The following is a 12,870-nucleotide window of genomic DNA, read 5'->3' as shown; positions in this document are numbered from 1 at the left end:
TCGAGTTCACGCAAGCGGAGATCTGATCGATCGGTTCACCCCGGTCTCGTCGAGCGTCTCCACGCCACAGAAGCGGCCTGAACGGGTGCAGGGACCATCTTCGCGGCACGAACGGCCGACCTCACGGCGGCACTTCTGCCTCGACGAATTCGAGAAGCCGCTTCAACAGTGAATCCGCACGCTCTTCGACGTCGTCGAGCGTCGAATCGACGCCACCGAGTAGCTGGTGTGCGTCTCGGCGTGCCCGAGTCCCGTGTTCGTAGTAGCCGGGGTCGAGTAGCGAAGCCGAGGCGGGCTTGGGTACGAGATCTGTGCTCGGCTGCCGTGCCTGCACCGAATGGTGTCGGTGCACAGGTGCTCGTCCGTCCAGGTGCGCTCGAACGATGTCGGCGACCGCATGGGCGGTAAGTGCAGTCGCAGTCAGCGGGGTGTGACCCCACCGGTCGATTGCGGTCGACAGCGGCTGTCGACCGGCCGGATCGACGTACCGGTCGAATCCGCTGAGCCCGGTACCGCCCACGGCATCGAGAGCGTCGGCGAGCATTCGAGTGTTCGGGTACCGCGTGTGATGGCCCAGCACCTCCAACCAGCGCTGGAACACCGTCCGCGGCGAGATACCCGTCTCCATCAGTGCGAGAGGAGTGACGGTGCGAACGCCGCGGCCTGTGTCGATACGAAGGGCATCGATCCTCGGATCGGCGGTGACGTCGCAGGGCCGCAGGGCCGCGATCTGGGTGTACGGCAGACCGGTCGAGGCAAAGACCAGGACGAGGGCGTCTCGCCGCGCGAACAGTTCGGACGGCCAACCGGATTCGGGGAGGCGCGCGATGACGCCGCCGATCACGGCTGCCAGCTCGTGCAGGCGCGCCGTACGCGCCACGTCCAGCGCAGCCCGGACGACCTCCGCACGGCCCGGCTGGGGTAACAGGTGCCGGGAATGGGCGGCGTCGATCACCGCGATCCGGCGGCGCTGGGTCGTGGACGCCGCGGGGTGCGCCGAGAGGAACCGAGCAAGTGAATCCGGGGAGGCCGCCAGTGGTGTTTCGTCATGGGCGGTGCACCAGTCCTCGAACAGTGACCACGTGTGCCGATCCCGCTTCGGCACCGCCACGTTCGTGATATCCGCTGGTCGAATCGAACCGGTGCAGTCGTCGTGGTCAGCATCTACCCCGGTCGCCCTATCGGCGTTCACGGGTGAAGTCACACGCCCGGTCATAGACCGAGTTCGGTGACCGCGTTGCCGACCAGAGGGGCGTGCTCGCGGGCATATGTCTCGACCATTGCGGGTGTGGTGTGCCCGGTCTGGCGCATGATCGCATGTGCATCGGCACCGTTACGGAAGGCTTGGGTGACGAATCCTGCCCGCAGGGAATGGCCGCCGAGCTGCATGACAGTCTCGGGGTCGTACCCGGCGTGAGCTGCGCGGCGGCGGATCGCCGCATGGACCGCTGCCCCGGACAACACAGTGTCGGAGAGGTTGCCGTTCTTGCGGACAGACCGGAACAGCGGCGACCGTTTCTCGGCGGTCGGCAGGGTGCCGCGGCAGAGATGGGAGTCGAATTGTGCTGCGCGAGAAAGCAGTCGAATGACGGCGGCTCTGCCCCCGGTGTCGAACGCGGCGACGATCTGCAGCCATCGCACCCACGCGCAGACCGGGCAGGATTCGTGGCAGTCGGTGAACGGAAGCGCTTTCACCGTTCCGATGCCGGTTCCGTCCTGGTCGGTCTTCGATCTTCGGATCCGTACGTGCGCACCGTCGAGACGGTCGCGGCGCACATCGCGGCATTCCAGCGCTACGAGTTCGCTGCGTCGAAATGCGCCGGTGTATCCCATCAGCAGCAGCGCGGTGTCGCGGCGTTCGAGCACCTCCGACGCCCACCCCGCTGTAGTGCGTCGGGCGTGGTCGACGATCGTGGTGATGTCGGAGGTCAGCAGCGGTGCGCGCGGGTTGCGGGGCCGCTCCCCCGCCGACGCGTAGTCCCGCCGGATACCGGCGAGGGTGGCGCGCACCATCTCGTGCCCGCACGGGTTGTCGTGTCCGGTAGCGCGGTGGCGGTCGGCGATCGCCGCGATCCATTTGCTCAGCGTCGCCGGTGCGTACGCTCGCGTCCCGTCGACGGTGAGCGTGTCGGCCGCGGCGACGAGATAGGCCGCCACCGTTGCGGGATGCGCCGGCAACGCGTAGTGCCCGTGGAGAGTGCCCCAGGTCTCGAAGCGTCGCCACGCCGAGGTGTAGGCCCGGCGGGTACCGGTCGAGCGGGACGCGGCCATGGAACGCTCGATCCGAGCCGCAACCTCGGGCGGTAGATCGGGAAACAACGCCGCGCCACCCGGCACGACAGCCGGGATCGTGGTCGGGCCGTCTACGAGCTGGCGATCTGTCATGGCTGGACTGTAGCGGGCCCTCCCGACAGACTTCTCAGGCCGAAAGCACGCTGAGCAGGCGTTTCCGCGGAGACGGTGCGGGAAAGGAAATTCTCGTTGGTCACCGCCCAATTCCGGTAAGTGACTACGCGCAATCGATGCCGAGCGGTGCTCCGGACACTGCTCACAGCCACGACTGGGCTCTATCGCTATCGTGCCGCCACACCCTCATCGGTCACGGCGGGAGACGAATGTCCAAGTCGGCGAACACCTTCTCGAGTCGGGCCGTGTCGTCGGGGGTGTGGCATCCGGTGTGCAGGAACGCGAACAGCGACGCGGCTGCAGCGCTGTTGCCGCGGGCGAACTCGATGGCGGCGTCGATGGCGCTTTGCACACCGTCCCATGCGCTGCGTTCACGAGCCGGGAAGGACGAGCGGGTGGGAGCTGTTCCCGGGTCGACTGTTTCGTCCGGGATCGGGGCGAGCAGGCCGGCGTGAGCGCCTCCGGCCGCGATGTCGCCGCTCTCGATCGCGGAGATGGCCGCCGCGGCGGCAGCGAGGACGCGTTCCTGCTCGGTCCATCGCAGATGCTCGAACACCACTCGCGACGCCTGTGGCGGCCGCGGATGCCCGGTGGATTTCCAGATGGCGGACAGCACCTTCGACCACCGCCCTGCCCGGCAGAACGGGGTGCAGACGTCGTCGACGACGCTGCGCAGCATGCGGAACCACACCGCGGCGTGGACCCGGTCGCGGTCGAGCTGCACCCACCCGGACGTCAGAGCTCGGGCGGTGCGCCGGTCGAGTGCGACGATTTCCGGCGGTGGCGAGACCGGCTGCAGCCGCTCCGCCGACGCGGTGCGGTCCCAGAGAACGGCCCGACCGGGCAGGACGGAGCAGAATTCGAGTCGGCAGCCGTGCGCGGGACAGCTGGTCAGCAACGACAGTTGGTGCAGCCACGCCACACTGATGTCGGCGCTGCTTTCGATGTCGGCGATGCACACTGGGCACGCCCTGGTGCGCAGCGCGCTGACCCACGGAAGCCACGTGCCGCCCGCTGGTGTGCGGCAACGGCGATCCTGAACCGCCAGCTCGGCCGGCAGCAGGACCGAGAACTGGTGGACGTAGGTGTCGAAGTCGCACCGCACCGGGTCGGTGTCGTCGAGCAGCCACGGCGTCCACCCCGACAGCGTCGTCAACCGCAACCTCGACACCGGAACGGTACTGCGAGTAGCGAGATACGCCAGTACCGGTACGGGGACGCACCGGTCCACGTCGTGGTCGGCGATGTCGAAGCCGGGCAGCAGGTCCGCCGGTCTGGCGAGACCGTAGTACGCACAGATACGCCGCAGCCACGACGTCAGTGCTTCATGTGGGCGAGGCGGCGGATGCAGCGGCCACGGAGGGATGTCCCGCTCCCCCGCAGGGTGGAGAGTGCTCACGTGAGGTGGCGTTCGAACTGTCGTCGTCGCTCGGTCGGACCAAGGTACTCGGTGCGTTCGAGCACGCCGGGGGTGATCGCTTCGTCGCCGGTGTCGACCGCCAGCACGGCTGCCGAGGTCAGCAGGGTCGACAGTTCGCCGATGGTGCCCTCGCAGCGGGTGAGGAGGTAGTCGGTCATCTCCGGTGATGTGAGGTGCGATGGTTGTCGCAGGGGGTAGCTGGCGGCGAAACTGGCTAGCAGCGAGCGTGTCTCGGGGGTGTTGGTCCACGTCGGCAGGGTCATCGGGGCGAACCGGTTCTCGAGCTGCGGGTCGGTTCGGACAGCGAGGTAGGCGTCGCGGGTGCCGACGCCGACGAGGGGGATGCGTAGTTCGTTGCCCAGGAACCGCAGCATGTTCAAAAATTCCCGTCGGACGTTGTCGCGGCCGGCGAGAACGTTGTGGAGCTCGTCGACGATGAGCATCCGGACCTCGGTGGCTCGCAGCAGCGTCAGTGCTTGTCGTTCCAGGTCCGGAACGCGACTGTGCGGCTTGATCGGTGTTCCCAGGGCGGCGAGCACGGCGAGGTAGAACCGGCTCGGTGAGGGGTCCGGGGGCATCTGGACGCACAACACCGGGATCTGTTCGCGGTCACTGAGGCTGGTCGGGGGGTGCGTGCGTCGGAACTTCTCGATGATCATCGACTTGCCGTTGTTCGTCGAGCCGAGCAGCAGCAGGTTCGGCATGCGTTGACGGTCCGGCCACGACAGCAGTGTCTCGAGGTGCTCGAGGACGGCCCGGGCCTGCGGGTAGCCGATCCAGCGCTCGGAGCGGATCGACCGAATGCGGGCGGCATCGTCGAGTTCGGCGAGCGGCCGCGCGGACTCCGTCAGGTGCCCGAAGTCGATGCTGGGCAACGTAGTCGAATCCCGGGCGCTGCGCCGCGAGGTCGGTGTCATCTGCTCACCACTGCTCGATGTCGTCGAAGACCGACACGTCCGTGTCCGGTTCGCTCTGGTGCGGCGGCGCCGACATCGCTGTGGTCGTGGATGTCCTGTCGGCGAGGTGGTTCCGGCGTTGGCGGTTGCGGCGAGCTCTACGGGTGTCCTTCTGTGCACGGTCGGTGAGGTCGCGCATCTGCTCGATCATCGAGAACAGGGCACTCTCGTCGATGCTCGACCGTCCCTGCTCTCGCAGGCGGGCGGTCGCCGCGCGGTGCTCCCACAGTGTCACCGCAGGGTGCGCCATCATCCGGTACGGGACCTCGATGTATCCGGCGCCGTCGGGTTCGAGCACCCAGATGCGGCTCAGATCTCGGGGGTCACGTCGGATGACGAATGCGCCCAGGCGCTCTCGGCGCGCGACCCACGGCTTGAGTGCGTTGGAGAAGTAGCGCACATGGTCGATGACGAATCCGGTGCGAGTGAGCCGGCGGCGGATCACGGGCAGGAAGTCGATCAGGAACGCGGTTTCATCGACCACCACTCTCGGCGGGCTTGTCGCGGCGTCGACTCCGGTGCCCCATTTTGCCGCCGGAGACTGCCGGAGGCCGGTGTGCACGCTCTCGTGGTAGGTCGCGATCGAGAGCACCAGCCATCGTTCGAGCTCGCGCAGCGTCAATGCGGCGTGTACATCCGAGTCGTAGCTGCCTCGCTGGCTCGGGTTCGAGAACGTGGTTCCGGGGAGCTCGTGCACTGCGGTCATCGCTGTTCCGATGACGCGTTCGACTATCCCGCCGTAGTGGGGTCGCCCCGGTGGCCGGTAGTTGAGTGTGATGGCGTGTTGAGCGCAGCCCCGACGCAGCGCCTCGCTCTTGAACTCGGCGGCGTTGTCCAGGTACAACCGCTCTGGCTTGCCCGCCATCGGCCACCGAACCTCGGCCGCCAGGTCGTGGGCCTGCAACCATGTCTGTTTCTCGCTGCACACCCGTCCCAGGCACAGGCCCACCGAGACTGCGGAGGGCGGTTCCAGTGTCACCACGAAACCGAGTATGGCTCGACTGAAGACGTCGATGGCAACCGTCAGGTAGGGCCGGCCGATCGGTCTGCGCTCGTACTCGTCGACGACCATGACGTCGACAACGGTGTGATCGACCTGAACCAGTTCGAGGATCCCCCGAATCGGCGGTGGAATATCGCCGGCCGCCTGGCGTGGACGTGCCGCGTCCGCTCCCCCTCGTGCTCGGGCCACCGCTGCGGGATTCAGGGCCGCGATCCGTGCAGCGACCGTGTTTCGAGACGGCGGCGGCAGACCCGCACGGTGACAGACAACAGCGATACGACGATGCACCGCAGCGACACTCAACTTCTGGCGGCGGAGGAAGTGTCGTCCCACCTGCTCCGCGATGATCTCTTCGACAGCATCAGCAACACGGCTTCGACCTCGACCACCCGACGGCCGGCGCACCAACAGATCGGCGACAGTTCCTGTCCCGTTCTCGAGCTTGTCGAGCAGGACGTACACCTGCCGGCGGGACAGGCCCAGACGTTCGGCTGCGTCGTCGACGACCGACAAGCCCACCGGGTGCGTCTCGAGCAGTGGAGCGAGCACCGCGAAACGGGATTCCGCCTGCCCCCACCTCTGCGGTGACGCGGTCAGAACCCCGCTCTCGGTCACGTCCAGCTTGTCTACGTCCACCTCGTCCCCAGGCCACCCGAGTTCGCGACAGTGCTGCGCTCTTCTGACGCCAGGATGTCAGAACGCGACTGCACACACCCAGAAAACGCGACGAAAAGGCGTTGTTCTCTTCTGAAACTGACAGGCATAACCCAGCTGCACACCTGCGCCAGAAACGATCGTTTGTGACACCGCGGTCACATGTCCCCTCGGATGGTTGCGACACGAACTGTTGCGCTGGAGCTAGCGGACAGCGGTCGCTACTGGGTCGAGGAGAAAGAGGCAACTGCTCTCCTCGTAACGGTCGACTTTCGCCGTGACATCCAGATTGTTTCCTACGTTGATGGTGTCTGGTGCGGGGTCGGCCCACCGGAGGTCATTGGACGTGTTGACGTCGCGGAACTGGAACGCCGGCCCTGGCGCGGAGGTTTCGCTGTAGTCACCTGCGTTGATGAGGATGAGGTATCTGGTGCTCGCGCCTTCGTAAGGGTTGATCGCGCCGACGCTTCCTGGGAACGAGATTGTCCGACCGCGATTTGCATCGGCGAACGCGGCGACGTCCGGTGAGCAGTAGTCGGTCGTTGCGAGTAGTGCCGCAAACTCCGGAGTGTTCTCTGCAGTCAACACAGCGTCAGCGGGCTTCGGCAGCGGCACCGTCTCGACCGTTCCGCTCGGGGCTTGTTCGTTCGTTGCCGATGGCTCACTTACAGCGGAACTCTGGGAGCCGTCGGACCCGTTCTGGTTGCCGCGGTTCTCCGTGACTACCCCGATGACGATGACGGTCGCGATCGCGATCGCTGCTACGCCGCCGCCAATGATCAAGAGGGTTCGGTGAGACTTGGGTGCGGGTCGGCGGAAGGTGATCTCGGTTCGCAGCGTCCCGGGCGACTGAGAGGCAATTTCCCAACCGTCTTTGTTCCATTTCGAAACGGTTCGCGACTCCGTTCCGCGTACGACGCGGACTGTCTTGCTCTCGTAAGTGACGTCGCCGTCGGCGTTGGTGTTCACGTAGCTCCCAGGTTTGTGCCGGCACGCAACCGGGCGCTCTGAGCCTACTTGCGCGTCCAACGGGGCATCTGTGGCGGCCGCCTCATCGCCTACAGGCAACGAGTTCGTCGCTCGCCGATGAACCTGCGAGGCAGGGATTCACGTTTCATAGCAATGAACGTGGCCGCGGAGCGTGTCACAATACTGGCATGTCGTCGGAAATTGATAAGGCGTTGGCCGCGCTGCGACACGAGCAAGCTCAAGCTCAGTTGAACCAGAACAGCGCCATCTCAGATGCGTCGACCCTTGTCAACGAGTTCAGCCAGATGATGTTAGCCAGGCACGTGCCGACGGTACCGGTCTATATGACCGAACAGACCATTACACCTGGCCGTAGGAAGTCCTTCCTACAAAGCGAGAAACCGCGCATATGGCACACAAGTTTCCGGGTAGTGGCCGAGGCATGGCCGGTAGGTCGGTTTGACAACGACTCCAGCCAACCGGATGGATACTTAGATACGCCGGTCGTGACCACGGACGGCCGCCTCGTTAACGCTACCTGGGGTCAATGCTCCGCCGAGCCGAGCCGCGGAAGGAACCTGAACGAAGGCCCCGACTACGGAGTAGCCTCGCTTTTCACCTGTGAAACGCATGCGCGAATGGTGTGGCGGGACCGCTCAAAACACTACAAATACCTCTACGTGAATGACGGAGAGTTAAGTGGGCAGAATGCTCCGTACTTCCGCGTCAATGCCAGGCTGCTGGCCGAGGCCGTGCAGCACTATCTCGGTTGACTTGGGCAGGCTGACCCGCTGATCGAGGGACACGCAGATTGCCGTCCTCGTCGATCTCTTTCAGGCCAGCAGACGAGTGTTATCGACGCCGGTCATGACGGTTCGTTCGGGTGGCGGCAAGGGGGGACTGGCACCGGGGTGGGGATCGAGGACAACCCATTCAGGCCTCCCACGCCTCTCCCCACGCGGTCAGAGCATCCTTCATCTCATCCTCGCTCGGGTGGCGGTCTACGAGGTCCGGAGGCCCTGGCCCGACCGCGCCTTCGTCACCCCAAAGAGCAGGTGCCGCGGCCGGACGGACTGCACGGCGTCGATGATCGGGACGCAAACCGCGACCGTGCGACCGGCTGCTTCACCGGCCGCCATCAACGCGGCAGCGAGATGACCCAACTGCCGCTGCTCCGGCGACGAGCTAGCGAATGCGTGGCCCTCTCTGCAGCGGGCCACTTCTCTGCGCGAACGGGCGCCCATCGTTGTGGGTGGCCTCTAGATAGTCGACGTACCGCTCCACCGCCTCTGCAGCAAGGTCGGATGGGCCGCGCGGTGCTCCCGGTGTAGCCATCAGCGCCTCGGCCGCGTTCAAGAGCCGCTCACTGGTCTCAACGTAGAAGTAGAACGTGCGCTTGGTCTTGGCGGGCTTGTCCCCCGCCGGTGGCGCGGGTGTAGGGACGGCCGCACTCGACATCACCTCGTTCATCCGATCGAGTGGGCTCGAGTTGCCCAAGCTGCTCTTCAGACGCTCAGGACGCACCATGGCCGACACCTTCCATGAGCAACTCCGACGTGCGGCGGTAGATGCTCGCCAGATTGCGGGCGTCCGTCGTCCCCCAGTCGAGCAAACTGGTCTGAGCCTCGGAGGAATCCTTCAACACAACCCGCTTGGGTACCGGGTCGCCGACGATCGTGATGCAGTCGGCGATCTCCGCCAGTTGTTCGCGACCAGCGATGGTGTTGCGTTCGTGAAGGTTGATGATCGCTCCCACCAGCTCCAGCGTCGGGTTGTAGCTGCGGCGCACCACGTCGATGGTGCGTCGTAGCCGTGCCAGACCGTTCGCGGAGAAGAGCGCGGACTGACTGACCACGAGCGTTCGCCGGGCTGCCACCAGAGCGTTGATTGTTAACAGGTCCAGACTCGGCGGGCAGTCGATCACCACCAGTCCATACTGCGGAGCGAGTGACTCCAGCGCATCGCGAAGTCGCCGTTCGCGTCCTGCGCCGCCGAGAATCAGCTCATCCCGCACGAAGGCGAGGGATTCCGAGTTCGGGTCGGTGGCGACCAGGTCCACTCCATCCCAGATGGACGGCGCCACGACGTCTGCGAGGGTGGCGGCCGACCGGTCCGACAACGCGTCCGCCATCCCTGCGTCGCCAGGTGCCGGCTCACCGGCACTAAGCACGGTGCTCAGGTTTCCCTGGGGGTCCATATCCAGTGCCAGGACTCGGTGGCCGGCTCGACGAGCGGCATCCACGATGTGGAAGGTGGTAGTCGTCTTGCCTACGCCACCCTTTTGGTTGCAGAAGGCGATCACGTTGTGTGGCATGTGTGTCCTCTCATGTGTCGGAAGTTCGAAGAAAGAGATTTCCCGTACCCGCAGTACCTGCAATACGGGTGAAGGAAGAAAAGTAAGTGATGGCTGTATCGGAGAAGTGGCGGTGCGTACCTCCATACATGCCACCCCAGTGAAGAGTCCGATACCGGTAATGACTGACTGGGACGTGACACCCGCACGGGACGTAATACCAGCAATGCCACCATCACTGGGGTAGCGGTCGATGGTGACAACACCGCCGATACTGCAATCACTGGTAACTCTCGCTGTTGTCAACGAACCCGCACCGGAGTCGACCGTTGGCAGGATCCACAGATTCGTTCTCCGAGCAGTGAACCTGAAAACTGTTGGTATGGAGGGTGGTCCCGTCTACTTCATCGGACTACGTGCTGCTATACCCGGACCCCCCAGGGGTGACCCCCGATGTCCGCACCCACGTTGTCCGCTCCACGCCCTCTGGCCCCGCACCCGGATGGGCGCGTGGCTTTCGGTATCGCCACGTCATCAATGATCAGTCGACGGCATGGTGCCCCGGGGCCGGTCTCCGGGGATCGCTACAGGGTGCACAGGCAACGGCGGCAGGCTGGTTATCGTCGGGCTCTGCTAGAGAACGACGGACGCGGACACCAAAAGGGGCCCAGCGTTCAGCACCATCAGCCGAATAGCTGATGTGCGACTCGGCCCGTCAATATTTACCATTGAAGGACGAGCAGGAATAACCTAAGGTTGAATAGCAGAACCTCCGATCTGATGTGAGGCGGTTTGGACGCCCTCGGCCTCGGTGCTGGTAACACCGAGATGCGCCGGGGGCGTCGTTTTGTTCGGGGCGTACCTCAGCTCATGCGACATCCGTCGACAAAGAAGCCTGCGCCTCGAGGCGTTCGATGTACTCGTCGATCGCGGTATCCGGTATGAGGCGGCGCTTGCCCACCTTGATGCTCTTTATCTCACCGGATGCGAGCTTGTTGAAGAAGTTGGACCGGCCCAAGCCGGTGCGGTCCATACCCTCTTGCACGCTGAACAGCTGTCTCGTCATGACACCCTCCGCTGCGTTAATTCACCACATCCGTTCCGCTTAATACGGTGCGTCCACGTGGTTCCACCACAAACTAGCGGACGCGTGTAATCACCGCAAGAGAACCTGCAGAAGGCGGTAGAGTGCGTGTTCATGACGCAAAGCTGGGCCCAAGCGATCGTGGATCGAACGGGGGCCGAGGTCCGCCGACTCCGGACGTCGGCGACCCCGCCGATGTCTGGGCAGGCACTCTCCGACCGCACTGCCGAGCTCGGCCACCACATATCGAGGGCGGTGATCTCCGACCTGGAGACAGGGCGGCGGAGGGGGCTCGACGTCGCTGATCTCCTCACACTGGCCGCAGCGCTCGACGTCGCACCGGCCCAGCTGCTGTTTCCTGATCTTCCCCGCGGAACTGTGGACGTGCTCCCCGGGGTTTCCCAGGAATCCCACGACGCCGTCAGGTGGGTGGGAGGGGAAAGCGGCCTGTTGATGCTCGAGGATTCGGGATGGTCCGACGAAGCAACCGGGCAGCCGGTTCCGGTGTTCGTGCGCCGCCAGTTCGACGTCCGCAGGGACCGTACGACGCTGACTCACGAATGGCACCGCTCGATCACCGCGATGCGTAGCGCACGCAAGCAGCTGCAAAGGGCACTCGAGAACAACGAATCGCCCGACCAGATCGAAGCCCTGGAGATCATCTACGAGAACGCGCTCAAGCAGACGGCAGCGCATCGGGACACCATGGCCGGACTCGGCATGACCGTCGGAGATGGACTCCCCCGTGGCTGATCGCTCATCGAGTAGGCGAGCGGCGCGGATTCCGGGGGCACTGAGAAGATTCGCTGCCAGTTCGGCTCAGTCGGTCGATGGCTAGAAACCAACTACCTCCGCAGATCCGCAAGATCTCGGTCATCGATCGCCGTACAGGGAAAGACGTTGTTCGATACCAGGTCACTGTCGATGCGGGGACGCGAGAGGTACCGCGCCTGCGACCTGACGGATCCACGTATCTGCACACGACGCGATCACAGTCCCGACGGCGATTCGACACAGAAAAGGACGCTCGCGCGTATCTGGCCCGCGTGACCGACGAGGTCAACCGTGGTGTTCACGTCTCGGGTAGCGCTCTGTCCGTCGACGAAGTCTGCGAGGCATGGCTCGCGGGCCGGCGGGTGAGACCCACGACGAAGAACGCCTATCGGCACGCGCTCGAACCGCTAAGGCAATTCCATGGATCTATGCCGGTACAGAGATTGACCAAGGGCCACCTCGACTCGCTTGTGACCGCACTCGCCGCCGGCGGAACACCGATGACAGCCCATTCGGTGCGTCGACCGTGGAGCCCGCAGTCCATCAATCCCATGCTCAACATCGTCTCGGCGGTGCTGACCGACCTCGTCAAACAGGGACTGCTGGTGCGGAACGTCGCCTTGTTGGTGGATCGACTGCCGCGCACCCAGCCGCAGATGCGAACGTTCTCTGTCGAGGAGATGCGCCAGATGTTGGCTTTCGCGCAGACCGATCGAGTGGGACACGCGTGGAACCTGGCCTTGTCCGGCCTGCGCCGCGGTGAAATTTGCGGTCTTCGGTGGTCCGACGTCGACCTGGACGCAGGCGTCATGTCGATCCGCAACAACCGAGTGTCTGTCGCGGGTCAGGCCGTGGACGGACTGACCAAGACCGAACGGTCGAACCGCGATCTTCCGCTGACCCCGGTGCTGACCGCCGCTCTGATCGCCGCCCGTGAGCGTCAGGACCTCGAGAGCGCCGCTGCCGGCGCGAACTACGGGCCGGGCACCCATATCGTCTGCGACGTACTTGGCCACGCCTACCACCCCGACACATTGTCCAACTTCTGGCAGACGGCGTGTAAGCGCGCCGGGGTGCCGCAGATCAGGTTGCACGATGCGCGCCACACCTGCGCGACGTTGATGCACCTGCAGAACGTTCCCATAGCCGTTATCTCGGCGTGGCTGGGCCACGCGGATTCTGCCTTCACGATGCGCACGTACGCTCACGCCCCGAACGACGCTCTCAAGATCGCGGCCCAGAGCCTCCAGACGATGTCAGACCTTCACGGGAACTGACCACGTCCGTACGCCCCGATTTCGACCCTCTGTG

Annotated in this window: 11 protein-coding genes; 3 read left to right on the top strand and 8 right to left on the bottom strand. The window is 64.9% G+C overall.

Going from position 1 to position 12,870, the window contains the following annotated elements; genetic code table 11:
• Positions 1–121 precede the first annotated feature (121 nt).
• From HQ325_RS02815 to HQ325_RS22745, 6 genes are all read right to left on the bottom strand, one after another.
• A complete protein-coding gene (locus HQ325_RS02815; RefSeq protein WP_230074816.1) occupies positions 122–1,105 on the bottom strand; it encodes a recombinase in 984 nt (327 codons plus the stop codon).
• 107 nt (positions 1,106–1,212) lie between these two features.
• Complete coding sequence (locus tag HQ325_RS02810; RefSeq protein ID WP_032390136.1) at positions 1,213–2,385, bottom strand: site-specific integrase; 1,173 nt, start codon at positions 2,383–2,385, stop codon at positions 1,213–1,215.
• Between the two features lie 214 nt (positions 2,386–2,599).
• Positions 2,600–3,805 carry a TniQ family protein gene (locus HQ325_RS02805; protein WP_308014232.1) on the bottom strand — a complete coding sequence of 402 codons (1,206 nt, stop codon included), beginning with the start codon at positions 3,803–3,805 and terminating at the stop codon, positions 2,600–2,602.
• Positions 3,802–4,743, bottom strand: a complete 942-nt coding sequence (locus HQ325_RS02800) for a TniB family NTP-binding protein (RefSeq protein ID WP_222626613.1) — start codon at positions 4,741–4,743, stop codon at positions 3,802–3,804. Before HQ325_RS02800 ends, HQ325_RS02805 begins: the two co-directional genes overlap by 4 nt.
• A gap of 4 nt (positions 4,744–4,747) precedes the next feature.
• Positions 4,748–6,421 carry a Mu transposase C-terminal domain-containing protein gene (locus HQ325_RS02795; protein ID WP_374107179.1) on the bottom strand — a complete coding sequence of 558 codons (1,674 nt, stop codon included), beginning with the start codon at positions 6,419–6,421 and terminating at the stop codon, positions 4,748–4,750.
• Between the two features lie 222 nt (positions 6,422–6,643).
• On the bottom strand, positions 6,644–7,408 hold the full coding sequence (locus HQ325_RS22745) for a DUF4839 domain-containing protein (protein WP_222626612.1): 765 nt from the start codon (positions 7,406–7,408) through the stop codon (positions 6,644–6,646).
• A 188-nt stretch (positions 7,409–7,596) separates the two neighbouring features.
• Here HQ325_RS22745 and HQ325_RS02785 point away from each other — a divergent pair, with 188 nt between their 5' ends.
• On the top strand, positions 7,597–8,181 hold the full coding sequence (locus HQ325_RS02785; protein WP_222626611.1) for a hypothetical protein: 585 nt from the start codon (positions 7,597–7,599) through the stop codon (positions 8,179–8,181).
• A gap of 740 nt (positions 8,182–8,921) precedes the next feature.
• Here the strand turns inward: HQ325_RS02785 and HQ325_RS02780 are convergent.
• Both HQ325_RS02780 and HQ325_RS02775 read right to left on the bottom strand, forming a co-directional pair.
• On the bottom strand, positions 8,922–9,848 hold the full coding sequence (locus HQ325_RS02780; RefSeq protein WP_261777631.1) for a ParA family protein: 927 nt from the start codon (positions 9,846–9,848) through the stop codon (positions 8,922–8,924).
• A 721-nt stretch (positions 9,849–10,569) separates the two neighbouring features.
• On the bottom strand, positions 10,570–10,767 hold the full coding sequence (locus HQ325_RS02775; protein ID WP_027506918.1) for an excisionase family DNA-binding protein: 198 nt from the start codon (positions 10,765–10,767) through the stop codon (positions 10,570–10,572).
• A 396-nt stretch (positions 10,768–11,163) separates the two neighbouring features.
• On the opposite strand from HQ325_RS02775, the gene HQ325_RS02770 reads away from it, so the two are divergent.
• Positions 11,164–11,538, top strand: coding sequence for a hypothetical protein (locus tag HQ325_RS02770; RefSeq protein ID WP_222626610.1), 375 nt, complete (start codon positions 11,164–11,166; stop codon positions 11,536–11,538).
• Positions 11,539–12,059: 521 nt separating this feature from the next.
• Entirely contained in the window at positions 12,060–12,836 is a 777-nt protein-coding gene (locus HQ325_RS22290) for a site-specific integrase (RefSeq protein WP_261777630.1), read from the top strand.
• Positions 12,837–12,870 lie beyond the last annotated feature (34 nt).

Source organism: Rhodococcus sp. BP-349 (genome assembly GCF_019835845.1).
Lineage (GTDB): Bacteria > Actinomycetota > Actinomycetes > Mycobacteriales > Mycobacteriaceae > Rhodococcoides.
The sequence above is the reverse complement of the archived record's forward strand: the minus strand, read 5'-3'. Positions and strand labels throughout refer to the sequence as shown.